We start from the raw sequence: 24,251 nt of genomic DNA, 5'->3' as shown, positions 1-24,251 counted from the left end.
GACCCATGCATCTGGACGACCTGCTCAGCGATCCCCGCCCGTTCGCCCTGCTGCGCCGTCGCACCCCGGGCCACGACCAGGACGTGATCGAGGTCATGCGCGGCCCGGTCGCCTCCTACGACCGCCTCGCCGACCTGCCGGCCGAGGGCCTGGCCCTGATCCCCTTCCGCCAGATCCGCGAGCGCGGCTTCGACGTCCGCGACGACGGCACCCCGCTGACCTTCCTCACGCCCGAGGAGTCGTACGAGATCCCGCTCGCCGACGCCCTGGCGCAGCTGCCCGCGCACGACGTCCGGGTCGAGGGCGGCGGCTTCGACGTCGACGACGAGGCCTACGGCGAGATCGTCGGGCGGGTGCTCCGGGAGGAGATCGGACGGGGCGAGGGCGCCAACTTCGTCATCCGGCGGACGTACGAGGGGGAGATCCCGGGGTACGGCAGGGCCGAGGCGCTGGCGCTGTTCCGGCGGCTGCTGGTCGGGGAGCGGGGCGCGTACTGGACGTTCGTCGTGCACACCGGAGATCAGAAGGGGCCCGAAGGGCCTTCCCTGGAAGGGCGGGGGCGGGAGACGGGTGGGCGGACGCTCGTGGGCGCCAGCCCCGAGGTGCATGTCCGGATGTCGGGCGGGACCGTGGTCATGAACCCGATCAGCGGGACGTACCGCTATCCGGCCGAGGGCCCCACCCCCGAGCACCTGCTCTCCTTCCTCGCCGACGGGAAGGAGATCGAGGAGCTGTCGATGGTCGTCGACGAGGAGCTCAAGATGATGTGCACGGTCGGTGACATCGGCGGGGTCGTGATCGGGCCGCGGCTGAAGGAGATGGCCCATCTCGCGCACACCGAGTACGAGTTGCGCGGCCGTTCCTCGCTGGACGTGCGCGAGGTGCTGAAGGAGACGATGTTCGCGGCGACCGTCACCGGATCGCCGGTGCAGAACGCCTGCCGGGTCATCGAGCGGCACGAGGTCAGCGGGCGCGGCTACTACGCCGGTGCCCTCGCGCTGCTCGGCCGCGACTCAGGCGGCGCCCAGACACTCGACTCCCCCATCCTCATCCGCACCGCCGACATCGACCCGGCCGGCCGGCTGCGGGTCCCGGTCGGCGCGACCCTGGTCCGCGGTTCGGACCCGGCGAGCGAGGTCGCGGAGACTCACGCGAAGGCGGCGGGAGTGCTGGCGGCCCTGGGCGTACGACCCTCCCGGCCGCGTGACGAGAGTGCGCGGCCCCGGCTGGCCGACGACCCGCGGGTGCGGGCCGCGCTCGACGGGCGCCGGTCCTCGCTCGCCCCGTTCTGGCTGCGGATGCAGGAGCGGTCCGAGGAGCTGACCGGGCACGCGCTGGTCGTCGACGGGGAGGACACCTTCACGGCGATGCTCGCGCACGTACTGCGGTCGAGCGGGCTCGACGTGACCGTGCGGCGGTACGACGAGGAGGGGCTGCGGGAGGCGGTGCTCGCGCACGAGGGGCCCGTGGTGCTGGGCCCCGGGCCGGGCGACCCCTCCGACACGGCCGACCCGAAGATGCGGTTCCTGCGCGCGCTGACCGCCGAGGTCCTCCGGGCGAACCGGCACGGTGTCCTCGGCGTCTGCCTCGGCCATGAGCTGATCGCGGCGGAGCTGGGCCTGGAGACCGTACGGAAGGAGGTGCCGTACCAGGGGGCGCAGACGGTGATCGATCTGTTCGGGCGGGCGGAGACCGTCGGCTTCTACAACAGCTTCGTGGCGCGGTGCGACGACGAGGCCGCCGCCGAGCTGGCCGCGCACGGGGTCGAGGTGAGCCGGAGCGGGGCGGGCGAGGTGCACGCGCTGCGCGGACCCGGGTTCGCCGGCGTCCAGTTCCACCCGGAGTCGGTGCTGACGCTCAACGGGGCCGCTGTCGTACGGGAGTTGGTGGGTCAGCTGCGTGGGACGAGCACGTTCTCGGAGCGGCGGCCCTCGGTGTAGTCGAGGACGTTCCGGACGGTGGCCTCGATGATCTGGCCGACGGCGTCCTCGGTGTAGTACGCCTGGTGCGAGGTGACCAGGACGTTCGGGAAGGTGACCAGGCGGGCCAGGGTGTCGTCGTCGACCGCCTCCAGGGACTTGTCGAGGAAGAACAGGCCCGCCTCCGCCTCGTAGACGTCCAGGCCCACGCCGGTGAAGCGGCCCTCGCGGAGTTCGGCGACGAGGGCCGCCGTGTCGATCAGGCCGCCGCGGCTGGAGTTGACGAGGATCGCGTCGTCCTTCATGACCTTCAGGGCGTCGGCGTCGATGAGCCGCTGGGTCGCCGGCATCAGCGGGACGTGCAGGGTGACGAGGTCGGACTCGGCGAGGAGCTGGCCCTTGGGGACGTAGATCATGCCGAGTTCCACGCAGGCCGGGTTCTCGGTGACGTCCCAGCCGAGCAGGCGCATGCCGAAGCCGTGGGCGATCCGGGTGAACGCCTCGCCGATCCTGCCGGTGCCGAGAACGCCGACCGTACGGCCGCGCAGATCCCGGCCCATCAGACCGTCGAGCCGGAAGTCGAAGTCGCGGGTGCGGGTCGCGGCGCGGACGATACGGCGGTTGACGGCCATCGCCAGGGTCCAGGCGAACTCGGCGACGGAGTACGGCGAGTAGGAGGAGACGCGGGCCACCGTGAGGCCGAGGCGTTCGGCGACGTCGAGGTCGATGTTGTTGAAGCCGGTGGAGCGCTGAGCGATGAGCTGGGTGCCGCCGGCCGCGAGGGTCTGGAGGACCCGGGGGTTCAGATCGGCGTTGACGCTGGTGGAGATGATCTCGTGCCCGGCGGCGATCGGTGCGGTGTCCTCGTCGAGGAAGACGCTCAGACAGCGGATCGCGTGCCGGCCGGCGAACGCGCTCTCGATCAGCGGCTTCTCGTCGGCCTGGACGCCGAAGGCGAGGATCTCCACGAGCGCTCCCGTTCTGGTGGGTTATGGGCCGAATATACGGCCCATAACCCACCGGCGCCGGTTCAGCCGAAGAAGACGCCGACCTCGTCGTACAGCTTCGGATCGACGGTCTTCAGCTGGGCCGTGGCCTCCGCGATCGGGACGCGGACGATGTCCGTGCCGCGCAGCGCGACCATCTTGCCGAAGTCGCCGTCGCGGACGGCCTCGATGGCGTGCAGGCCGAAGCGGGTGGCGAGCCAGCGGTCGAAGGCACTCGGTGTGCCGCCGCGCTGGATGTGCCCGAGGACGGTGGTGCGGGCCTCCTTGCCGGTCCGCTTCTCCAGCTCCTTGGCCAGCCACTCGCCGACCCCGGACAGCCGGACGTGACCGAAGGAGTCGAGGGTCCCGTCCTTCAGCACGACATCGCCGTCCTTGGGCATGGCCCCCTCCGCGACGACCACGATCGGGGCGTACGACGCCTTGAAGCGCGAGGTGATCCAGGCGCACACCTGGTCCACGTCGAAGCGCTGCTCGGGGATGAGGATGACGTTGGCGCCGCCCGCGAGGCCGGAGTGGATGGCGATCCAGCCGGTGTGCCGGCCCATGACCTCGCAGACCAGGATGCGCATGTGCGACTCGGCGGTGGTGTGCAGCCGGTCGATCGCCTCGGTGGCGATGCCGACGGCGGTGTCGAAGCCGAAGGTGTAGTCGGTGGCGGACAGGTCGTTGTCGATGGTCTTCGGTACGCCGACGCAGGGCACGCCGCTCTCGTCCCAGAGCCGCGCGGCCACGCCGAGGGTGTCCTCGCCGCCGATCACGATGAGCGCGTCGACCTCCTGCGCGGCGAGGTTGTCCTTGATGCGCCCGATGCCGTTCTCCAGCTTGAGCGGGTTGGTGCGGGAGGAGCCGAGGATGGTGCCGCCGCGGGGCAGGATGCCGCGCACGGCGGGGATGTCGAGCCGGACGGTGTCACCTTCGAGCGGGCCTCGCCAGCCGTCCCGGTAGCCGACGAAACCGTAGCCGTACTCCTGCACGCCCTTGCGGACGATGCCCCGGATGACGGCGTTGAGTCCGGGGCAGTCGCCGCCTCCGGTCAGTACTCCGACGCGCATGGAAATATCCCTTCGCCGCGGTTTCCTGTGAGGGCCACGCTAATGGTGATCCAGGTCACAGAGGGATGGGCGGGAAGGTCAATTCGGCCGAATTATGCGGGAGTTGATCTACCGGTCCGGCTACGCGTCGTCGAGACCGCGCTCTATGGCGTACCGGACCAGCTCCACGCGGTTGTGCAACTGGAGCTTGCCGAGCGTGTTCTGCACATGGTTCTGGACCGTGCGGTGCGAGATGACCAGGCGTTCGGCGATCTGCTTGTAGCTCAGGCCCTTGGCGACCAGGCGCAGCACCTCGGTCTCGCGGTCGGTGAGCTGGGGCGCCTTGGGCTCGTCGCTGCCCGCGGCCGGTGCCGGGTCGGAGGCCAGCCGGCGGTACTCGCCGAGGACCAGTCCGGCGAGCCCGGGGGTGAACACCGGATCGCCCACGGCCGTCCGGCGCACCGCGTCCAACAGCTCTTCCGTGGAGGCCGACTTGAGCAGATAGCCGGTCGCCCCCGACTTCACCGCCTCCAGCACATCGGCGTGCTCACCGCTCGCGGAGAGGACCAGGACGCGCAACGCCGGGTTGGCGCCCACCAGTTCCTTGCAGACCTGGACACCGGGCATCGCCGGCAGGTTCAGGTCGAGCACGAGGACGTCCGGGGCGGCGGCCTTCGCCCGCCGCACCGCCTGCTCGCCGTCACCGGCGGTCGCGACTACGTCGAAGCCGGACTCGGCCAGGTCGCGGGCGACGGCGTCGCGCCACATCGGGTGGTCGTCCACCACCATGACCCTGATCGGGCCCCGCTGCTCACTCATCGTGTCCCCGCCTTCCCCCGTGCCTTCGGTACCTTCAGTTCAACTTCCGTGCCCTGTCCGGGAATCGACACCAGCTCGGCGCTGCCGCCGAGGTCCCGCAGCCGCCCCCGGATCGATTGGGCGACCCCGAGCCGCCCCTCCCCCTCGGCCTGTGCGAGCCGTCCCTCGGGAATCCCGGGCCCGTCGTCCCGCACGGTCACCACGACCTCGCGAGGCTCGTCCTCGACCAGGATCCACGCCCGCGCGTCCTCCCCGGCATGCCTGCGCACATTGTCCAGCGCGGCCCCGACAGCCGCGGCCAGTTCCTTCGCCGCGGGCGCGGGCAACGGCACCGGCGCCCCGGGCTCGGCGAAACTCACCTTCGCCGCGGCATACGGCGCGAGCAGCGCCCGCAGATCGACCGCCCCGTCACCGTCGTCCTCGTCCACGTCCTCTTCGTCCACGGCCCGCACGACCGCGCCCTCCGCCGCGTCCAGGGAGACCCGGGACACGGGCACCAGGCCGCCTGAGACCAGGGTGCGCAGCGCGATCTCCTGCTCGCCCGCCAGCCGGCCCAGCTCGCCCGCCTCACCGCCGAGGACCGCACCGCGCCGCTGGACCATCGCCAGCACCTGGAGGACGCCGTCGTGGATGTCACGGGCGAGGCGCTCCCGTTCCCGGGTGGCGGCCTCGATCTCCAGGGCGCGGGCGAGGGTGCGCTCGGAGGCGCGGGCGACCTCGACGACGTAGCCGATGGCGATGGAGGCGACCCAGACGAGGACCACGTTGTGGACGGTGTCACGGGCCGGAAAGCCGCGCTCGATCAGGTTGGCGACGGCGACCGGGGTGGAGGCGAAGGCGGCCCAGCGCCAGCCGCCCTTGATGGCGTAGGCGAGGACCGAGCCCGCGGTCCATATCGACGGAAGGGTGGGGCCGCCGCTCTGTATGTGGTGGTCGTCGGCCGCGATCGGGGTGAGGACGATGCCGGTCAGCGCGATCGCGAGGTCGATGGCGAGGAAGCGCTTGGTGCAGGCGACCGCGCTCTGCACCCGGGGCAGGGTGGCGAGCGTCCAGACGGCCAGGACGACGTAGAAGGCGATGGCGATGCCGGGGCGGTCGAACTCGTCGTAGGCGGAGGCGAACAGGCCGATCGCGTACAGCATGGTCAGCACGCGGTAGCCGGTCAGGGCACGCCAGAGCGGCTGCTCGACGGACATCCTGATGACGCGTACCCGCTTGGCCATCTCCCCCACCCCCGACACAGACTCCGGCCCGCCTAGGGGCTGGTCTGTTCCTTCTCCGTCTGTGCGAGCGCGGCCTTGGCCGCCTTGTCCGCTTCCTTGTCGGCCTTCGCCGCGTCCGCGATCCGGCGCTTGGCCGCCGTCGCGTAGATGTCGACGTACTCCTGGCCGGAGAGCTTCATGATCTCGTACATGACCTCGTCGGTCACCGCGCGGAGGACGAAACGGTCGTGCTCCATGCCGTTGTACCGGCTGAAGTCGAGCGGCTTGCCGATCCGGATACCGGGCCGCATCAGCTTCGGCATGACCTTGCCGGGCGGCTGGATCTTCTCCGTGTCGATCATCGCGACCGGGATCACCGGAGCGCCGGTGGCGAGCGCCACGCGCGCGAGGCCGCCGGGCTTGCCGCGGTAGAGGCGGCCGTCCGGGGAGCGCGTGCCCTCCGGATAGATACCGAACAGTTCACCGCGCTCCAGGACGTCGATCCCGGCCTTGACCGCGGCCTCGCCCGCCCCGCGCGCACCGGAGCGGTCCACCGGAAGCTGGCCGGCGCCCTTGAAGAACGCGGCCGTCAGCTTGCCCTTCACGCCAGGCGTCGTGAAGTACTCGGCCTTCGCGATGAAGGTGACCTTGCGGTCCAGCACCGCAGGCAGGAAGAACGAGTCCGAGAACGAGAGGTGATTGCTCGCCAGGATCGCGGCACCCTCGTCCGGAATGTTCTCCAGGCCCTCCACCCAGGGCCGGAAGGCGACCTTCAGCGGTCCCCCGATGGCGACCTTCATCGTGCCGTACAACAACCGAGTGCCTCCCGTGTCTGTCGATCAGACCTTAACCCGGAGCACTGTCAAAGGACCCGACGACCCTGGTCGGTGTCAGTGCGGTCGCGTACGGTTAACCGCACCTGGACTTGTTCACACCCCTCTGAAGCACATCCCTCTCAAGCGCATCTCTCTCATGGACACGCGTCTCAAGACCACGCCCCTCTCATGAACAGGAGACCGAAGGTGCCGGTCCTCCCCGGAGCCGAGCCGTACCGCCACGAGGGCGGGGAGGTCGGAGTTCTCCTCTGCCACGGCTTCACCGGTTCCCCGCAGTCGCTGCGCCCCTGGGCGGAGCATCTGGCCGAGCGCGGCCTCACCGTGTCGCTGCCGCTGCTTCCCGGGCACGGCACCCGCTGGGAGGACATGCAGCTCACCGGCTGGCAGGACTGGTACGCGGAGGTGGACCGCGAGCTGCGCGCCCTGCGCGAGCGCTGCTCGCAGGTCTTCGTCGCGGGCCTGTCCATGGGCGGCGCGCTGGCCCTGCGGCTGGCCGCGAAGCACGGCGACGAGATCAGCGGTGTCGTGGTCGTCAACCCGGGCATCAAGGTGCACGGCCTCGCGGCGTACGCCCTTCCGGTGGCCCGCCATCTGGTGCGTACGGCACCGGGCATCGCCAGCGACATCGCGAAGGAGGGCAGCGAGGAGGTCGGCTACGACAAGGTGCCGCTGCACTCCGCGCACTCCCTGCGTATTTTCTTCCGGCTGGTCGACAGCGAGCTGCCCCAGGTCACCCAGCCGCTCCTGCTGCTGCACAGCCCCCAGGACCATGTGGTCCCGCCGGCCGACTCGGCCCGTGTCCTCAGCCGGGTTTCCTCCACGGACGTGACGGAGATCCTGCTGGAACAGAGCTACCACGTCGCGACGTTGGACCACGACGCGGACCGGATTTTCGAGGAGAGCTTCGCGTTCATCGGCCGGCTCGCACCCAGTGTCGGCAAGCAGGCGTCCGACACGGGCCGGGTGAGCGAGCAGGAAGGGACGGCCACAGGTGGCTGAGCACGACTCCGACCGCGAGGGCCTCGAACCGGACGAGCAGGGCGTCCCGTTCGACGAGGAGGCCGCGTGGGCCGCGATCGTCGCGGGATACGGCGAGGAGCCCAAGGATCCGCCGGGCGCCAAGCCGTTCAAGTCGATCGAGGACCTGGCACTGCTCGACCCCGAGAAGAACGACGAGCCGCCCGCGTCCAAGAAGCGGGGCGAGGACGGGACCGCGGCCGGGACCGGGCCCGCGGACGGGGGCAAGGACGCCGGTGCGGAGGAGCCGCCCGCGCCCGCCAAGCCGCTGGGCAGCTCGGTCTCCTTCGCGCCCGGGGTCGGCGGACCCCGTGACTACACCGCGCCGGCCTCCTCCGAGGAGGACTTCGACGAGGACGACGAGGGCCACTTCGTACCGCCGGAGCCGCCGCCGCTGCCGGCCGCCGACACCACGGCCAAGTTCGCCTGGCTCGGGGTGATCGGCGGCCCGATCCTGCTGCTGCTCGCGGTGCTGCTCAGCTGGGACATGACCTGGTGGCTGGCGACCATCGGCATCGGCGGTTTCCTGGGCGGTTTCGGCACGCTGGTGATGCGGATGCGGACGGACGAGGAGGACGGGGACGATCCGGGGCGGGGCGCGGTCGTCTAGTCCGGCGAGCTGGTCCGGCTCGGGGAGTCGGTCCGGCTCGGGGAGTCGGTCCGGCTCGGGGAGTCGGTCCGGCTCGGGGAGTGTGCGGGGATTCTGAGGGCGGCCAGGACCGGGAAGTGGTCCGTGGCCGCCCTTACGTCTGCCTCCGTGACGCCGGGCAGGCCGAGAGGTACCCCGCAGCCGAGCACCTCGATGCCGTGTGTGGCGAAGATCGCGTCGATGCGCTGGAAGGGGTTGCCGGGGGTCCAGGTGTGCTCCTCGCCCCAGGGGGCGGTGGCCCAGCAGTCCTGGAGTTCCTTGGCCAGCCGCTCGAAGGTCCGGCCGTCGGGGCGGTCGTTCAGGTCGCCGCCCGCGATCACGTGGTCCACGCCCATTCCGGCCAGCCGGTCGAGGAGCATGCCGCCCTGCTCGTACCGCTCGTCCTCGCGGAGGCTCAGGTGGCAGCTGAGGACGCCCAGCCGGGTGCCGCCGATCCGTACGACCGCGGTCGCGAAGCCGCGGCGGTGTTCGCCGGGGGTCAGGGGGAGGAGTACGTCCTCCGAGCGCTCGACGGTCGCCCGGAGCGAGCACAGCAGGGCGGGGCCCGCGGCGGTGCCTCCGCCGCCGAGGACGACGAGGTCGGACGCGGATGCCAGGCGGGCGAGTTTCTTGCGCCAGCGGAAGAAACGGGGGGCTTCCTGGAGCAGGACGAGGTCCGGGGCGCAGGCGCGGATGATCCGGGCCAGGGCGTCTGTGTCGTCGCGCAGTGAGCGGATGTTGTAGCTCAGGACGCGGATGATCGCTGAACCGTCGGGTTCGGTGCGGGAGTTGGGGAGCGGCGCCATGTGGATCAATCTACGCCTGCCAGCGGGGTGGCGGCTGCCGGCTGTGTGGGGGTGGTCGCGCCGTTCCCCGCGCCCCTTAAAAGCAGAAAACGGGGGCGCGAGGCTCGTGGGCGACTGCCGGCTGTGTGGGGCTGGGCGCGCCGTTCCCCGCGCCCCTTAAAAGCAGAAAAACGGGGCGCGAGGCTCGTGGGCGACTGCCGGCTGTGTGGGGCTGGTCGCGGTGGTCCTCGCGCCCCTGGGAGTGGCGGGCGAAAAAGGGGATTTACATGATCGGGTCTGGTTCTCTTGCCAGGTCTGCTGCTCCGACCATGCCCGCCTTGTTGCCCAGTTGTGCTGCGATCACGTCGGCGACCGGGCGCCAGTTGCCGCCTACCAGCCAGCGCTTGTAGGACTTGCGGATCGGGTCGAGGACCAGTTCGCCCTCGTCCGAGAGGCCGCCGCCGACGATGAACGCGGAGGGGTCGAAGAGCGAGGCCAGGTCGGCGAGGCCGGCGCCGGCCCAGCGGGCCAGTTCGCGGTACGAGTCGACGGCGACCGGGTCGCCCTGCCGGGCGGCCATGGAGATGTGCTTGCCCTCGATGCCCTCGGGGCTGCCGTCGCCGAGCGAGAGGAGCACCTCCGCGGCCTCGGGAGTGGCGTTCGCGCGCTGCTTGGCGTAGCGCACGAGGGCGCGACCCGACGCGTACTGCTCCCAGCAGCCCTGTGAACCGCAGCCGCACAGCAGCCCGTCCGGCACCATGCGGATGTGCCCGAACTCCGCGGCCACACCGAAGTGTCCGCGGCGCAGCTTGTTGCCGATGATGATGCCGCCGCCGAGGCCGGTGCCGAGCGTGATGCAGATGACGTTGCGGTGGCCCTTGCCGGCGCCGAACTTGTACTCGCCCCAGGCCGCGGCGTTCGCGTCGTTCTCCACGACGACGGGGAGGCCCACGCGGGCCTCGACCTTCTCCTTCAGCGGCTCCTGGCGCCAGTCGATGTTCGGCGCGAAGTAGACCGTGGAACGCTGACGGTTGACGTATCCGGCGGCACCGATGCCCACGCCGACGATCTCGTGCCCGGCGCGCGCCCCGTCGACCGCGGCGGCGATGGCGTCCACGATGCCCTCGGCCGTGCCCGGGGTCGGCACCTTGTGGGTCGAGAGGATGTTGCCTTCCTCGTCGACCACCCCGGCCGCGATCTTGGTGCCGCCGATATCGACGCCGATGGTGAGTCCCATGAATCCCTCAGTTTCGGTCGAGCCCCGCTACGGCCCACCGTACCCGAGGGCCTGCCGCCGGAATCGCGTCGTTCGCCCGTAGGGCATGGCCGACGGGCTCCGGTGCGGGGAGCCGCAGGGCGCGGGAGGGGGTCATGGGCGAGCCATGGCCACCGCTACGACGCCGCGGATCCGCGTGCCGGACCCCGCCGGGCGGACGCGCAGCCGGCGGCAGGCCCTCGGGGCCCTCCGGTCCAGATCGATGCGTTCAGTCCAGGTCGATGCGTTCGCCGGGGCCGGAGTCGTCTCCGCCGTCGCCGTGGCCGTCCTTGAGGTCCTTCAGTTCGCGGTCGCGGGAGGTCCAGCGCTGTTCCTGGGCCTGGACGGCGGAGCGGTACGCGGCGAGGAGTTCGTTGCCCGCGGCCGCGAGGTGGTCGAAGACGTCCGGGTTGCGTTCGATGACGGGCTCGACGGCGGCCCTGGCCTGCTGGACGACCTGCTTGACCACCTGCTGGGCGGCCGGCCCCGCGACCTGGCCGAGCAGCGGGGACTGGAGGCCTGACAGCTTGTCCGCGACGGTGTCGACGAGCTTGCGCAGTTCCTCGGCGGCCGAGCCGGGCGGCGGGCCGTACTCGGTGCGGCGGCGGGCTTTCTCCGCGGCGAGGTCTTCGGCGGCCGCCGTCGCCCAGGCGTCGGCGTCAAACGCCCGTGCCTCGTCGCGCGCCTCTTCCGCTCCGGCCTCGGACGGGGGGAGGTCTTCGCTCATGACGGACTCCTGACTACGGTTCGTCTCTACGACGTTACCCGAATGGGCGCACGTGCTTCACGGCCCCGCATCCACCGATTCTCACCGTCCCCGCGGCCACAGGTCCGGGTCGGGGGCGAAGCGGATGCGCAGTTCGCCCTCGCGCAGGGCGGCACCGGCGACCGTGCAGCGGCGCAGGGCCGACGGCAGCGGCACGATCCGGCGGAACCGGCCGACGGTGACGACGAGTTCGTCACCGCGCCGGATCAGGTCGAGTTCGTCGCGTGTGGCGCCGGGCAGCGGGATGTGCCAGACCAGCACACCGTCCTCGGCCAGCCGGTCGGTGACCGGCCACTCGACCGCGGAACCGGCCTCGTCGGCACCGGGCACGGCAAGCGCGGCGAGGTCGTCGGTGCCGCGCGGATCGTGGCCGAGGTGGCGGACGGTCCGGACGTCGTACGTTCCCCGCCACTCGTCCAGCGTCTTGCGCTGCTGCGCGTGGAGACCGGCGAGCCAGGTGTCCTCGGCCGGCTCGGGCAGCACCCGGTTGGCGACCAGCACGTCGGGGCGCAGGCCGCGCAGGGCGAGCGCGAGTCCGGCCGACCGGACGGCGTCGGCACCGGCCGGTCCGGGCTCGGCGACCAGTCGTACGGTCGTGTGCCGGTCGGCGAGGACCGCTTCCACGGCGGCCAGTTCCACGTCCCAGCGGCCTGCCGTGTCGTAGAGCCACTCCGAGGGCATCGGGACGCCGGCGAGGCGGCCGAGGACCGGGCGGAGGGCGCGGGCCGCCTGGCGCTCCGCGGGAAGGAGGCGGCGGAGGTAGCGGCGGAGTTCCTCGGGGAGGGCGAGAAGGGCGAGCGCGTGGGGGGTGGGCGGGAGGTCCACGACGAGGAGGTCGTACCTCTCGGACAGGGCCGCGTCCCTGAGGGCTCGGAGGAGGGCCAGTTCCTCGGCGCCGGGGAGGGGGGTCAGTTCTTCCGCGTCCAGGCGGGCCGCGCCGAGGAGTTCGAGGGCGGTGGCGGCTCTGTCCTGGAAGGCGGTGAGGTCCGCGCGGAAGGACTCCGTGGCGTCGGGGCGCCACGCCGTGAGGTGCTCGGCGGCCTGCGTGGGGGCCGCTCCCGTCACCACGCCCAGGGCGGCGCCCAGGGTGTCCGCGCGGTCGGCGCCCAGGACCAGGGTCCGGGTGCCGGTGCGGGCGGCGGCTTGTGCGGTGGCTGCGGCGAGGGTGCTGCGGCCGCTGCCGCCTGGGCCGGTGATCAGGAGGGTACGCATATGAGTGAACGGTAGTCGCTCGGCGGGGGTAGGGGGCGCTGCCTCCGGACCCCCGTCGGCCCTGAAGGGGCCTCGTCCTCAGACGCGGAACGGGCCGGCACCGGACGGGCCGACCATGGGCCCCTGCTACTTCTCCCCCGACTCCACGCGCTTCTTCAGCCCGGCCAACGCCCGGTCGATGATGACCTTCTCGGCCTTGCGCTTGATCATGCCCAGCATCGGGATCTTGACGTCGACCGTGAGGAGGTAGGTGACCTCCGTCGCCCCGGCACCCGCGGACTTGAGGACGTAGGAGCCGTCCAGGGAGCGCAGCATCTGGGACTTGACGAGGGTCCAGGAGACCTCGTTGTCGCCGGTCCAGGTGTACGCGAGGGTCTGGTCGTCCTTGATCGCGCCGGCGTCCATGACGAGGCGGACCTGTTCGGCGCGGCCCCGTGCGTCGGTCTTGAGGACGTCCGCCTCCTTCACCTCACCGGTCCAGTCCGGGTAGCGGGCGAAGTCGGCGATCACTTCCATCACATCGGCCGGTGCCGCCTCGATCGTGATGCTCGAACTGGTGTGTTCCGCCATCGCTGTGGCTCCTCCAGATGCGGACCGGCAGGGCGTCGTCGTGCGCGTGTGCGTGCAGCGTGAAGGCTACCTCCCCGCCAACCCCCTTACCGCACCCCCTACCTGCGGACATCAGGGGGCGGTCACCATTCCAGCGCCCAGGGCTTGCCGGTCCCGGCGAAGTGGCCGACGTTCACGCACTCGGTGGCCCCGATCCGCATCCGTCGTACGAGCGGCTGGTGGACGTGTCCGAAGAGCGAGTAGCGGGGTCTGGTGCGGCGGATGGCGTCCAGGAGGGCGCGGCTGCCGCGTTCGAAGCGGCGCGCGACGGTGTCGTAGACCAGCTCGGGGACCTCGGGCGGGATGTGGGTGCACAGGACGTCCACCTCGCCGACCGCCTCGATCTTGGCCGCGTACTCCTCGTCGCTGATCTCGTAGGGGGTGCGCATGGGGGTGCGGAGGCCGCCGCCGACGAAGCCGAAGGTCCGGCCGCCGATCTCCACGCGCTGGCCGTCGAGGACCGTGGTTCCGGGGGCCGCGTACTCGGGCCAGAGGGCCGGGATGTCGACGTTGCCGTAGGTGGCGTACGTCGGGGTGGGGAAGGCGGCGAACATCTCGGCGTACTGTTTGCGGACCGCCTTCTCGATCAGGGTCGCGCGGTCGCCGCCGACCGAGTCCCAGAGGCGGGCGCCGAGTGCGCGGGCCTCCTCGAAGCGGCGGGCCGTGCGCAGCTCGACGAGGCGGTCGGCGTTCTCCTCGCCGAACAGCTCGGGGAAGATCCCGCGCGTGTGGTCGGCGTAGTCGAGGAAGAGGACCAGGTCGCCCAGGCAGATCAGGGCGTCGGCACCCTCGCCGGATCTGGCCAGGTCACGCGCGTTGCCGTGCACGTCGCTGACCACATGGACGCGCGTTGCGGAGTTTCCGGCTGGTGTGGGTGCCATGGCGATCAAGCGTAGGCGTGTGCGGCAAACGTGAACAGTGGCGGCCGGGCTTGCCGTTACTGGCCAGTCAAGAAAGGCGTGGACTACTGTGCGCGAGGAAACACCAATCTGTGTGACGCAGCGAACATCTCGCCGGGACCCCCTGTCGTAGGAGCCATACCGGCGGGTAACGTCCGGGCAGTCCAGTCGTGCTCAGGATTTCAACCACCGGGTCCTGACGCACCTGCCCGAGCCGTGGACCGGACCGTCGCATCACACAACGTCGTGGCGCCGGCGCCCTATGAGGAGCAGCAGTCTTGCGCGAGTTCAGCCTTCCGGCTTTGTACGAGGTCCCCGCGGACGGCAATCTGACCGACATCGTCCGCAGAAACGCCGCGCAGCACCCAGATGTCGCCGTCATCGCCCGCAAGGCGAACGGGGGCTGGCAGGACGTGACCGCCACGGTCTTCCTCGCCGAGGTGCACGCCGCCGCCAAGGGGCTCATCGCCTCCGGCGTCCAGCCCGGCGACCGGGTCGGCCTGATGTCCCGCACGCGGTACGAGTGGACGCTGCTCGACTTCGCGATCTGGTGTGCGGGCGCTATCACGGTGCCGGTGTACGAGACCAGCTCGCCGGAGCAGGTCCAGTGGATCCTCTCCGACTCGGGCGCCACCGCCGTGATCGTCGAGCAGGACGGGCATGCCGCCGCCGTCGAGTCGGTGCGGGAGCACCTGCCCGCGCTCAAGCACGTGTGGCAGATCGACGCCGGCGCCATCGACGAGCTGGACCGCGCGGGCAAGGACGTCACCGACGCGACCGTCGAGGAGCGCAGCTCGCTGGCGAAGGCCGACGACCCGGCGACCATCGTCTACACCTCCGGTACGACGGGACGTCCCAAGGGCTGTGTGCTGACCCACCGCAGCTTCTTCGCCGAGTGCGGCAACATCGTGGAGCGGCTGCGCCCGCTGTTCCGTACCGGCGAGTGCTCGGTGCTGCTGTTCCTGCCGCTCGCGCACGTCTTCGGCCGGCTGGTGCAGATCGCGCCGATGATGGCGCCGATCAAACTGGGCCTGGTCCCGGACATCAAGAACCTCACCGATGAACTCGCCTCGTTCCGGCCGACGTTGATCCTGGGTGTGCCGCGCGTCTTCGAGAAGGTCTACAACTCGGCGCGCGCCAAGGCGCAGGCGGACGGCAAGGGCAAGATCTTCGACAAGGCCGCGGACACCGCGATCGCCTACAGCCAGGCGCTGGACACCCCGTCTGGTCCGTCCCTTGGCCTGAAGATCAAGTACAGGACGTTCGACAAGCTGGTCTACAGCAAGCTGCGCGCGGTGCTCGGCGGCAAGGGCGAGTACGCGATCTCCGGCGGCGCCCCGCTGGGCGAGCGCCTCGGTCACTTCTTCCGCGGCATCGGCTTCACGGTCCTTGAGGGCTACGGCCTCACCGAGTCCTGCGCGGCCACCGCGTTCAACCCCTGGGACCGCACGAAGATCGGCACGGTCGGCCAGCCGCTGCCCGGCTCGGTCGTACGCATCGCGGACGACGGCGAGGTGCTGCTGCACGGCGAGCACCTGTTCAAGGGCTACTGGAACAACGAGGCCGCCACGGCCGAGGCGCTGGCCGACGGCTGGTTCCACACCGGGGACATCGGCACCCTCGACGAGGACGGCTACCTCAGGATCACCGGCCGCAAGAAGGAGATCATCGTCACCGCGGGCGGCAAGAACGTCGCCCCGGCCGTGATCGAGGACCGCATCCGCGCGCACGCGCTGGTCGCGGAGTGCATGGTCGTCGGCGACGGGCGGCCCTTCGTGGGCGCGCTGATCACGATCGACGACGAGTTCCTGGGCCGGTGGGCGGCCGAGCACGGCAAGCCGGTGGGTGCCACCGCGGCGTCGCTGCGTGACGACCAGGATCTGCTGAGCGCGATCCAGGACGCGGTCGACGACGGCAACGCCGCGGTGTCGAAGGCGGAATCGGTGCGGAAGTTCCGCATTCTGTCCTCCCAGTTCACGGAGGAGTCGGGCCACCTGACGCCGTCCCTGAAGCTCAAGCGCAATGTGGTGGCTAAGGACTACGCGGACGAGATCGAGGCCATCTACCAGAAGTAGCCCGGTAGTTGGGGCGTTCGGCTCAGAAGTCCTCGGCGAGGACCCGTTCCAGCGTGCGCTCGGCGAGCGCCGTGATGGTGACGAACGGGTTCACGCCGATGTTGCCGGGCACCAGCGAACCGTCCGTGATGTACAGCTTCGAATACCCCTTCACCCGGCCGTAGTTGTCGGTCGCCTTGCCCAACACGCAGCCGCCGAGCGGGTGGTAGCAGAAGTCGTCGGCGAAGACCTTGTTGGCGGTGCCGAACAGGTCGTAGCGGTAGATCGTCGCGTTGGCCGCGTTGATCCGGTCGAACAGCTTCTTGGCCATGGCGACCGACACCGCGGACTGGGCCGCGGTCCAGCCCAGTTTCACCGTGCCGCTCGCCGAGTCGTAGGTGAACGAGGCCCGTTGGGGGTTCTTGGTGATCGCCAGATAGAGGCTCACCCAGGTCTCGAACCCGATGGGCAGCGGGGCGATCTCCGCGAAGACCGGGTTGGCGGTGTTGGCCCAGTCGTCGATGCCCATGACCGGCATCGTCGCCTGGTTGGCTCCGGTGGTGTCCCAGACGTGGTTGGCGCGGCCCACCATGGTGTTGCCGTTGGGTCCCCAGCCCGCCCCGACCGTGGCGTCGAGCGCGGGCAGTGTGCCCGTGTCCCGTGCGCGGACGAGGAGTTCGGTGGTGCCGAGGCTGCCGCCGCCGAGGAACAGATAGGTGCAGCTGTACTGCTTGGTCTCGACGACCGCGCCGGTGTTGTCGATGCGGTCGACGGTCAGGACGTACGACCCGTCGCTCGCCCGGGTGACCGACCGCACCTTCTCCAGGGTGTGGATGGTGACCTTGCCGGTGCCGAGCGCGGCGGCGAGGTAGGTCTTGTCGAGGCTCTTCTTGCCGTAGTTGTTGCCGTAGATGACCTCCTGGGCGAGCGCGGACTTCGTGGCGGTGCCGGCCGCCTCCTGCTGCATGTAGCCGAAGTCGTAGACGTTGGGCACGAAGGTGGTCTTCAGGCCCGCGTTGGTGGCGGCCTTCCGTGAGGTGCGGGTGAACTGGTACCACTCCGTCGACTCGAACCAGGCCGGGTCGACGGTGTTGACGCCGAGCATGGTGCGGGCGCGCGGGAAGTACGTGCCGTACATCTGGGCGGCGTCGACGGTGGGGAACTGCTCGGTGAAGTACGACTGGAGCGGGGTGACGGCCATGCCGCCGTTGACCAGCGAGCCGCCGCCGACGCCGCGGCCCACGTACACGGACATGTTGTCGTAGTGCACGCGGTCCAGGACGCCGGGGTACAGGCTGATGTCCTTGTTGACGACGTCCAGCCACAGGAAGGTGGCGAGCGGGGCCTCGGTGCGGGTCTTGAACCACATGGAGCGCTGGTCCGGGGCGGCGGTGGAACAGAAGACCTTGCCGTCCGAACCCGGGGTGTTCCAGAGCCGGCCCATCTCCAGCACGAGGGTGGTGATCCCGGCCTGCCCGAGCCGGAGCGCGGCGACCGCGCCGCCGTAGCCGGAGCCGATGACGATCGCGGGGGCGGATTGGACCGCGGCGGGTTCGACTGCGTCGGGCTCTGCGGCTTGGGCGGACTGGAGGCTGACACGGGTGAGACCGGCGGCTGCGGCGGTCTGGAGGGCGATCATGCCCAGTATGTGACGTCTCGTCAGCTGATGCTGCGTCAGTTTTGCTGTCATGCGCGCAGCATGTGCGGATTATCGGATTCCGCCAAGGGGCTGCGCCGGTTTTGGGTGCGGCATAGGGGGATGCCGGGTGCGGTGCGTGGGCGAGTGCGGGTTGTGGGTGGCTGGTCGCGCAGTTCCCCGCGCCCCTAAAAGCAGGGGATGGCGCCATGCCCGTCTTTTAAGGGGCGCGAGGAACTGCGCGACCAGCCCCCACCGACCCGCAGCCAGACTCGCCCCCTCAGCACACCCCGTCTTTCAGGGGCGCGGGGAACTGCGCGACCAGCCCCCACCGACCCGCACCCACCCGACCACCGCACCCGGCACCCGCACCCGCACCCGCACCCCACCCGGCGCTCCTAAAGGAGTGCCCGGAGTTTCTCTGCCAGGAGGTCCCAGCGCCAGCGTTCCTCCACCCACTGCCGCCCCCGCTCCCCCATGTTCCGACGGAGTTCCGCGTCGGCGAGCAGCGCGAGGATGCGGTCGGCGGCCTGTTCCGGGGAGCCGCCCCGGACGACCCAGCCGGTCTCCCCGTCGAGGACCGCGTCGGGCGCGCCCCCGGAGTCCCCGGCGACGACGGGCAGCCCGGTGGCGGACGCCTCCAGGTAGACGATGCCGAGCCCCTCGACGTCGAGCCCCCCGCGCCGCGTCCGGCAGGGCATCGCGAAGACGTCACCGGCACCGTAGTGCGCGGGCAGCTCGGCCCAGGGCACGGCACCCGTGAACCGCACGGAGTCGGTGACCCCGGTCTCGCGCGCGAGACGGCGCAGATCCTTCTCGTACGGCCCGCCGCCCACGATCAGCAGCACGGCGTCCGGCTGCCGGGCAAGAATCCGCGGCATCGCGAGGATCAACGTGTCCTGCCCCTTGCGCGGGACGAGCCGGGAGACACAGACGACCACCGGCCGGTCGGTGAGCCCGAGCCGCGCCCGGACCTCCGCTCCACCCGACCCGGGGTGGAAGACCTTCTCGTCCACGCCGGGCGGCAGTTGGACCATCCGCGCCGCCGCCCCGGGGCTCAGCGCGGGCGCGATCCGCGAGCGCGTGTACTCCCCGAGGTAGGTGATCGTGTCGGTGGACTCCCCGATCCGGTGCAGGAGTTGACGCGAGGCGGGCAACTGCGCCCACCCCGCCTCGTGCCCGTGGGTCGTGGCGACCAGCCGTTCCGCGCCGGCCTTCCGCAACGCCGGCGCCATCAGCCCGAGCGGCGCCGCCGCCCCGAACCACACCGCCGTACACCCGTGTTCCCGCAGCAGCCCGACGGCCGTACGGGTCGCTCCGGGCGTCGGCAGCAGCATCGTGGTGGTGTCCCGTACGACGGTGAAGGGCTGCTCGGCGTCGAACGCGGCCGTCGCCTCGGCGCCCTCCCGCCCCCGCTTCCACGTCGAGGCGTACACGACGAGCCGCTCGGGCTCCAGCCGTAGCGCCATGTTGTGCAGAAAAGCCTGGATGCCGCCGGGCCGGGGCGGAAAGTCATTGGTCACGATCAGGGTCTTGCGCACGCGGCAGACCCTACCGGCCGCACCGGACGACGACTCACAGGCCCGCACGGCCGCGCTTCATGGCCATCGCACAGCAGATCGGGAGAACATGTGGCCCACATCCGCAGGCACGGCACGGAACAGGGGCTCAGGTGGAGATCGCGGGCGCGGGACGGCGGCTGGCGCCGCTGCTGGGAACCTGGGGCCTGACCCGAGTCGTACTCCTGCTGTTCGTCTTCAAGGTGCTCGTGTTCCCCGGCCCGGACGTCACCAGTGACGTGTCGGTGATCTACCACGGCTGGTACGAGACGCTCCGCCACGGCGGCTTCCCGCTGGACGACGTCACCTGGCAGTACCCGCCCGCCGCCGCCCTCCCGGTCCTCTCCCCCGCCCTGCTGGGCTTCCTGGACTACGCGTCGGCGTTCTTCGTCCTCGCCTTCCTCGCCGACCTGACCGTCCTGGCCCTGCTCGTGTACACGGGCCTGCGCCCCGGCCGCACCCTGCGCGGCGCCTGGGTGTGGACCGCGGGCGTCCCCCTCCTCGGCCCCACCGTCTACGCGCGCTACGACGTGATGGTGACCGCGGTGGCCGTGGCGGCCCTGCTCGCCGGCGCCCGCCACCCCCGCGTGATGGGAGCGCTGGCCGGCTTCGGCGCCCTCCTGAAGGTGTGGCCGGCGCTGCTCCTGCTGGGCGCGGTCAGGCGCCGCGCGTGGGGAGCGGCGGCGCTGACGGTGGCGGCGACCGCGGGCCTCTTCGCGGTGTCGATGCCGGGCGCGTTCGCCTTCCTGACCTTCCAGCGCGGCCGCGGCACAGAGGTGGAGTCGCTGGGCTCGCTGGGCTTCCACGTGGCCCGGCACTTCGACTGGCAGGGCCAAGTCCTCCTGAACTACGGCTCGGTGGAGTTCGTCGGCCCCTATGTCAACTGGGTCAGCACCGCCGCTCTCGGCCTGACCGCGATGGCCTTCGGCTGGCTCATGCTCTGGCGTCTGATGGCGGCCCGCTTCCTCCCGCACACCCTCGCGGACGCGGCCTTCGTGGCGGTCCTGATGTTCACGGTCACCAGCCGCGTCATCAGCCCCCAGTACATCGTCTGGCTGATCGGCCTCGCCGCCGTCTGCTCCTGCTTCCGCGCCAGCCGCATGCGCCGCCCGGTCGCCCTGGTCCTCGGCGCCGCCTTCGTCACGGTCCTGGAGTTCCCGATCTGGTTCGCCCACGTCGTCGCCAGCGACGCCCTGGGCGTGACCCTGCTGATCGTCCGCAACGGCCTGCTGGTGGCGGCGACGCTCATCGCCGCACGGGAGTTGTGGCGGGCGTCGGTCACTTGGGCGGACGTACCGCCGCTGCCCACTCAGGCCACGCGCTCGAAGGCCACGTCGGCGTCTTCCTGACGCATGTCCCGCCCGGATCAGCCGAGTTGGCTCCCGAGATACTCCCGCCACTCCCCCGTGAACTCCGCCGGCGTCACCCCGAGCACGCTCTTCAACGCGTCCTCCACCGCCCCCGGCCGCTTCTTGTGGGTGCCGACCGCCCGGTAGAACGCGCCCAGTCGAGCGGCCCCCCACCGGTCCTCGATCATCCGGCAGGCCATCCAGCCGCCCTCGTACGCCCGGGCGAGCTTCGCCGGGTCGCTGCTGAAGCCGAAGTCCTTGTCGGCGGGGAGGGCGGTGGGGAGGTCGCCGACCTCGACGGCGCTGTGGAGTTCGGGGGCGGCCTGCGCGGGGGTGCGGCCGGTGCCCCGGTAGCCGATCCAGTCGGCGTAGCCCTCCGAGAGCCAGAGGGGGGTGGCGGAGGTGGTGTGGGCGCGGGTCGCCACATGGGTCGTCTCGTGGGTCAGCACGACCTGCTTGCCCACCGCGCCCAGCATCGCGTACGCCTCCGGGTTGACGATGATCCGGTCGGCGGGCGCGCTGCCCGAGCCGCCGGCCACCTCGCCCGTCGTCACCGCGGCGATGCCCCGGTAGGACGCGGCCGGTGAGCCCAGGAGGCCCGCCATGCCGTCCAGGGTGCCGGGGACGAGGACCACGACGTGCCGGGTCCAGTCCGTGCCCCAGGCGCCGGACACGGCCGGTACGGCGTGGTCGGCGAGGGCGCGGTAGTCGTCGAGGGTGTCGGCGGACTGGCCGACCCCCATCACCAGGCTGTGCGCGCCCTTGACGACGCTCACCCTCCCCTGGTCCCAGAGTTGCTGGCCGGACTTCTTGGCGGGCTTGTCAGAGTCGACGTACCACTTCCCGTCGGCGGTGAGGCTGAGGGTGAGGACGCGGCCTGCGGTGACGGGGGCGGTGTCGTAGGCCCTGACCTGGTAGCGCAGTTCGGCGTCGGCGGTCGCGGTGGCGCCGGTGCGGTGGAGGGCGGTCAGGCGGTAGGACCAGGAGGCGAAGGGGACGGCGCTCAGGTTCTCGTACGCGGTGCGCACGCCGGTGCGCGTGTACGCCGTCTCGTCGTGGTGCAGGACCGCCGCCGACCGGCTGTCCAGCAGGCGCTGGACCTGGGCCTTCGCGCTGTCCGCCGCCGGCTGTCCGCCGCACGCCACCAGCGAGACGAGCAGCAGACACAGCGCGAACACTCCGGAGCGCGACGCCCGCCTGCGACCAGTCACTTCCCGATCGTACGACCCTTTCGCGCCGGTTCAGACCCTCGTGACCGACGAGACGGGCATCATGCCGACCGGGTCGTAGCGCACCGGCGCGCCGGGGTAGGGGGCGTGGATGACCTGGCCGTTGCCGACGTACATGGCGACATGGCTGGCGTCGGAGCGGTAGACGACGAGGTCGCCGGGCTGGGCCTGGGAGAGCGGGACGTGGTGGCCGGCGTAGCGCTGTTCCTGCGAGGTGCGCGGGAGGTGGACGCCCGCGTGGGCGTACGACCACTGCATCAGGCCGGAGCAGTCGAAGCCGCCGGGGCCGTTGGCGCCCCAGATGTACGGCTTGCCGAGGGCGGAGCGGGCGGCGGCGACGGCGGCCGCGGCGCGGCCCGAGGACGGGACGCCCGCGCCGAGGTCGGGGATGTCCTCGCGGGAGGAGCGGGAGGCCCGGTCGAAGGAGGCGCGCTCGGCGAGCGGCATCTGGTTGAGCAGCTGTCTCGCCCTGGCGAGCTTGTGCTCGACGGTCCTCTTGTGGGTGGCGACGGCCTCGCGGCTGCGCTCCAGTTCGGCGAGGTGTCCGGCGGCCTCGGTGCGCTCCTGGGCGAGTTCGCGCATCGCCTCCTGGAGGTCCTTGAGCTGCTGCGCCTGCTGGGCGGTGATGCGGTCGAGGACGGAGGCCTTGTCGAGGTAGTCGGCCGGGTCGTCGGAGAACAGCAGCGCGACGGTGGGGTCGATGCCGCCGGAGCGGTACTGGGCGCCGGCGAGTGAACCCAGCGCGTCCCGCATGGTGTTGATGCGCTGCTGCTGCCGGGCGATCCGGTCCTGGGCGTCGCTCACCTGCCGGTGCAGTTGCCCGGCGCGCTCGTCGGCCTTGTCGTAGGCCTCGGTCGCCTGCTCGGCCTCGTGGTAGAGCCGGTCCACCTCGGTCTTGGAGTCGGCGTGCGGCGCGGCCACGGCGGAGGTGGCCGGCAGGGCGCCGAGGGCGGCGGCTGCGGCGCTCAACACACAGACCGCAGCGCCGGCGCCTCGGTCGAACCCGGACGGTGCAGGGCGGCGACGGGATCCCACGGGGAGTCGCACTCCTTCCGCTGGCGGACACGGACCGCTTCCCCTGAGCGGGGAAACGCGCCAGACAGTAGCTCTGTGAAGGGGCGCGGGCCAAAGACCGCCGCAGGCACACAACGTGACGCCCCGCCTATGACGCAGGTCATCGGCGGGGCGCGGGGTCAGCCGGGTGTGTCGTAATTCGCCCGTTCGGGCGGTGCACAGGGGCCGGGGAACGACCGGAGGGGAACCGGATGCGGACGGATCAGATCCGGACGCCGAACTCGAAGGTCATGTTGCCGATCGCCTCGTAGCGGACCACGGCACCGGTGTGCGGGGCGTGCAGCACCTGGCCGTTGCCCGCGTAGAGGCCGACGTGGTGGAAGTCGCCGTAGAAGATGACCAGGTCGCCGACCTTGAGGTCGCTCTGGCTGTAGATGCGGGTGCCGGCGTTCGCCTGCGCCTCCGACGTCCGGGGGATGGAGACGCCCGCCTGGGCGTAGGCCCAGGAGGTGAGGCCGGAGCAGTCGAAGGAGGACGGGCCGGAGGCGCCGTAGACGTACGGGGAGCCGATCACGGACTGGGCGGCGGCGAAGGCGGAGGCCGCGCGGCCCGAGGCGGAACCGGTGTTGCCGAGGTTCACGCGCGAGGTGGAGCGGGAGGCCGCCTGGGCCTGCTCCTGGTCGAGCGCTGCCTTCTCGGCCGCCGTCAGGGTGTTCAGGAGCTTCTGGGCCGTGGCCAGCTTGGCCTTGACCTCGTCCTTCTTCTTCTTGAGTTCGGTGCGGGTGGCGGAGAGGTCCTTGAGCTTGCTGCTGGCCTCCGCGCGTTCCTGGGCGAGTTCGCGCTGCTTGCCCTGGATCTTCGTGAGCGCCTCGACCTGCTGGCTGCTCAACTGGTCCATCGTGGACGCCTTGTCGAGGTAGTCGTCCGGGTCCGAGGACAGGAACAGCTGGATCGAGGGGTCGATGCCGCCGGTGCGGTACTGGGCGCTCGCCATGGTGCCGAGGCCGTCCCGGAGCTTGTTCAGCTCCTCCTGGCCGCGGGCGACGTTGTCCTGGATGGTGGAGATCTCCTTCTGGAGCTTCTCCTGCTTCTCCTGGGCGCCGTCGAGCTTCTCGGTGGCCTGCTCGGCCTGCTCGTAGAGGGCGTCGACCTTCGCCTTGACCTCGTCCTTGCTGGGCTTCTCGCTGGGCGCGGCATTCGCGGCCTGAGCGCTGAAGGCAACGGCGGCTGCGGCTGCGGTGGTCAGCACAGTCACACGCGTGCGGCTCGGCTGCTTCGGTCGACGATGGGACGCCACGGAGTCGAGCTCCTTCTATTGAGTGATCACCCGTTCGGAGGTTCGAGGCCTGACCCTAGTGATGTTTCTGTGATCAGTTCAAATCCTCACACGAAAAAATGCCGTCACTCAAAGCATTCTTTGCACAT

Annotated in this window: 21 protein-coding genes; 5 read left to right on the top strand and 16 right to left on the bottom strand. The window is 71.0% G+C overall.

Going from position 1 to position 24,251, the window contains the following annotated elements; genetic code table 11:
* The first annotated feature begins 5 nt into the window (after positions 1–5).
* Positions 6–1,940: an anthranilate synthase family protein gene (locus ACIRB1_RS09535; protein WP_403465154.1), complete on the top strand. Its 1,935-nt coding sequence runs from the start codon at positions 6–8 to the stop codon at positions 1,938–1,940.
* Here ACIRB1_RS09535 and ACIRB1_RS09530 read toward each other — a convergent pair.
* From ACIRB1_RS09530 to ACIRB1_RS09510, 5 genes are all read right to left on the bottom strand, one after another.
* On the bottom strand, positions 1,892–2,887 hold the full coding sequence (locus ACIRB1_RS09530) for a 2-hydroxyacid dehydrogenase (RefSeq protein ID WP_403465153.1): 996 nt from the start codon (positions 2,885–2,887) through the stop codon (positions 1,892–1,894). The two genes, ACIRB1_RS09535 and ACIRB1_RS09530, sit on opposite strands and share 49 nt — an antisense overlap.
* A gap of 62 nt (positions 2,888–2,949) precedes the next feature.
* A complete protein-coding gene (locus ACIRB1_RS09525; protein ID WP_352183653.1) occupies positions 2,950–3,978 on the bottom strand; it encodes a 6-phosphofructokinase in 1,029 nt (342 codons plus the stop codon).
* Between the two features lie 120 nt (positions 3,979–4,098).
* Entirely contained in the window at positions 4,099–4,776 is a 678-nt protein-coding gene (locus ACIRB1_RS09520) for a response regulator transcription factor (protein ID WP_352183652.1), read from the bottom strand.
* The gene (gene macS, locus ACIRB1_RS09515) at positions 4,773–5,999 is read right to left on the bottom strand and encodes a MacS family sensor histidine kinase (RefSeq protein ID WP_403465152.1); all 1,227 of its coding nucleotides are present in this window, start codon (positions 5,997–5,999) and stop codon (positions 4,773–4,775) included. Before macS ends, ACIRB1_RS09520 begins: the two co-directional genes overlap by 4 nt.
* 32 nt (positions 6,000–6,031) lie before the next feature.
* Complete coding sequence (locus ACIRB1_RS09510; protein ID WP_352183855.1) at positions 6,032–6,778, bottom strand: 1-acyl-sn-glycerol-3-phosphate acyltransferase; 747 nt, start codon at positions 6,776–6,778, stop codon at positions 6,032–6,034.
* A 222-nt stretch (positions 6,779–7,000) separates the two neighbouring features.
* On the opposite strand from ACIRB1_RS09510, the gene ACIRB1_RS09505 reads away from it, so the two are divergent.
* Positions 7,001–7,813, top strand: a complete 813-nt coding sequence (locus ACIRB1_RS09505) for an alpha/beta hydrolase (RefSeq protein ID WP_403465381.1) — start codon at positions 7,001–7,003, stop codon at positions 7,811–7,813.
* A complete protein-coding gene (locus ACIRB1_RS09500) occupies positions 7,806–8,441 on the top strand; it encodes a hypothetical protein (RefSeq protein ID WP_352183650.1) in 636 nt (211 codons plus the stop codon). Before ACIRB1_RS09505 ends, ACIRB1_RS09500 begins: the two co-directional genes overlap by 8 nt.
* Here the strand turns inward: ACIRB1_RS09500 and ACIRB1_RS09495 are convergent.
* From ACIRB1_RS09495 to ACIRB1_RS09470, 6 genes are all read right to left on the bottom strand, one after another.
* The gene (locus ACIRB1_RS09495; RefSeq protein ID WP_403465151.1) at positions 8,438–9,265 is read right to left on the bottom strand and encodes an endonuclease/exonuclease/phosphatase family protein; all 828 of its coding nucleotides are present in this window, start codon (positions 9,263–9,265) and stop codon (positions 8,438–8,440) included. The genes ACIRB1_RS09500 and ACIRB1_RS09495 overlap by 4 nt on opposite strands.
* Before the next feature lie 262 nt (positions 9,266–9,527).
* Positions 9,528–10,481, bottom strand: coding sequence for an ROK family glucokinase (locus ACIRB1_RS09490; RefSeq protein ID WP_019062366.1), 954 nt, complete (start codon positions 10,479–10,481; stop codon positions 9,528–9,530).
* 247 nt (positions 10,482–10,728) lie between these two features.
* Positions 10,729–11,226 (bottom strand): DUF5304 domain-containing protein, encoded by a 498-nt coding sequence (locus ACIRB1_RS09485; RefSeq protein ID WP_352183648.1) that lies wholly within the window; start codon positions 11,224–11,226, stop codon positions 10,729–10,731.
* An 81-nt stretch (positions 11,227–11,307) separates the two neighbouring features.
* On the bottom strand, positions 11,308–12,477 hold the full coding sequence (locus tag ACIRB1_RS09480; protein ID WP_403465150.1) for an ArsA family ATPase: 1,170 nt from the start codon (positions 12,475–12,477) through the stop codon (positions 11,308–11,310).
* A gap of 126 nt (positions 12,478–12,603) precedes the next feature.
* Positions 12,604–13,047: an SRPBCC family protein gene (locus tag ACIRB1_RS09475; protein WP_403465149.1), complete on the bottom strand. Its 444-nt coding sequence runs from the start codon at positions 13,045–13,047 to the stop codon at positions 12,604–12,606.
* Positions 13,048–13,169: 122 nt separating this feature from the next.
* Entirely contained in the window at positions 13,170–13,925 is a 756-nt protein-coding gene (locus ACIRB1_RS09470; protein ID WP_403465380.1) for a metallophosphoesterase, read from the bottom strand.
* A 338-nt stretch (positions 13,926–14,263) separates the two neighbouring features.
* On the opposite strand from ACIRB1_RS09470, the gene ACIRB1_RS09465 reads away from it, so the two are divergent.
* Complete coding sequence (locus ACIRB1_RS09465) at positions 14,264–16,060, top strand: AMP-dependent synthetase/ligase (RefSeq protein WP_352183645.1); 1,797 nt, start codon at positions 14,264–14,266, stop codon at positions 16,058–16,060.
* A gap of 22 nt (positions 16,061–16,082) precedes the next feature.
* Here ACIRB1_RS09465 and ACIRB1_RS09460 read toward each other — a convergent pair whose 3' ends face one another.
* Together ACIRB1_RS09460 and ACIRB1_RS09455 are read right to left on the bottom strand one after the other, a co-directional pair.
* Positions 16,083–17,678: a GMC oxidoreductase gene (locus ACIRB1_RS09460; protein ID WP_403465379.1), complete on the bottom strand. Its 1,596-nt coding sequence runs from the start codon at positions 17,676–17,678 to the stop codon at positions 16,083–16,085.
* Positions 17,679–18,073: 395 nt separating this feature from the next.
* Positions 18,074–19,216: a glycosyltransferase family 4 protein gene (locus ACIRB1_RS09455; RefSeq protein ID WP_352183644.1), complete on the bottom strand. Its 1,143-nt coding sequence runs from the start codon at positions 19,214–19,216 to the stop codon at positions 18,074–18,076.
* A gap of 131 nt (positions 19,217–19,347) precedes the next feature.
* Between ACIRB1_RS09455 and ACIRB1_RS09450 the strand changes: the two genes are divergently transcribed.
* Positions 19,348–20,583: a glycosyltransferase 87 family protein gene (locus ACIRB1_RS09450; protein WP_403465148.1), complete on the top strand. Its 1,236-nt coding sequence runs from the start codon at positions 19,348–19,350 to the stop codon at positions 20,581–20,583.
* A 17-nt stretch (positions 20,584–20,600) separates the two neighbouring features.
* On the opposite strand, the gene ACIRB1_RS09445 is transcribed toward ACIRB1_RS09450, so the two are convergent.
* The 3 genes from ACIRB1_RS09445 to ACIRB1_RS09435 all read right to left on the bottom strand — a co-directional run bounded on the left by ACIRB1_RS09445 (position 20,601) and on the right by ACIRB1_RS09435 (position 24,123).
* On the bottom strand, positions 20,601–21,794 hold the full coding sequence (locus ACIRB1_RS09445) for a hypothetical protein (RefSeq protein ID WP_403465147.1): 1,194 nt from the start codon (positions 21,792–21,794) through the stop codon (positions 20,601–20,603).
* Between the two features lie 30 nt (positions 21,795–21,824).
* The gene (locus ACIRB1_RS09440; protein ID WP_352183641.1) at positions 21,825–22,847 is read right to left on the bottom strand and encodes an NlpC/P60 family protein; all 1,023 of its coding nucleotides are present in this window, start codon (positions 22,845–22,847) and stop codon (positions 21,825–21,827) included.
* A 241-nt stretch (positions 22,848–23,088) separates the two neighbouring features.
* Entirely contained in the window at positions 23,089–24,123 is a 1,035-nt protein-coding gene (locus ACIRB1_RS09435) for an NlpC/P60 family protein (RefSeq protein WP_366319950.1), read from the bottom strand.
* Positions 24,124–24,251 lie beyond the last annotated feature (128 nt).

It is taken from the genome of Streptomyces sp. NPDC096013, from assembly GCF_044763565.1.
In the GTDB taxonomy this organism is placed as follows: Bacteria; Actinomycetota; Actinomycetes; order Streptomycetales; family Streptomycetaceae; genus Streptomyces.
The sequence above is the reverse complement of the archived record's forward strand: the minus strand, read 5'-3'. Positions and strand labels throughout refer to the sequence as shown.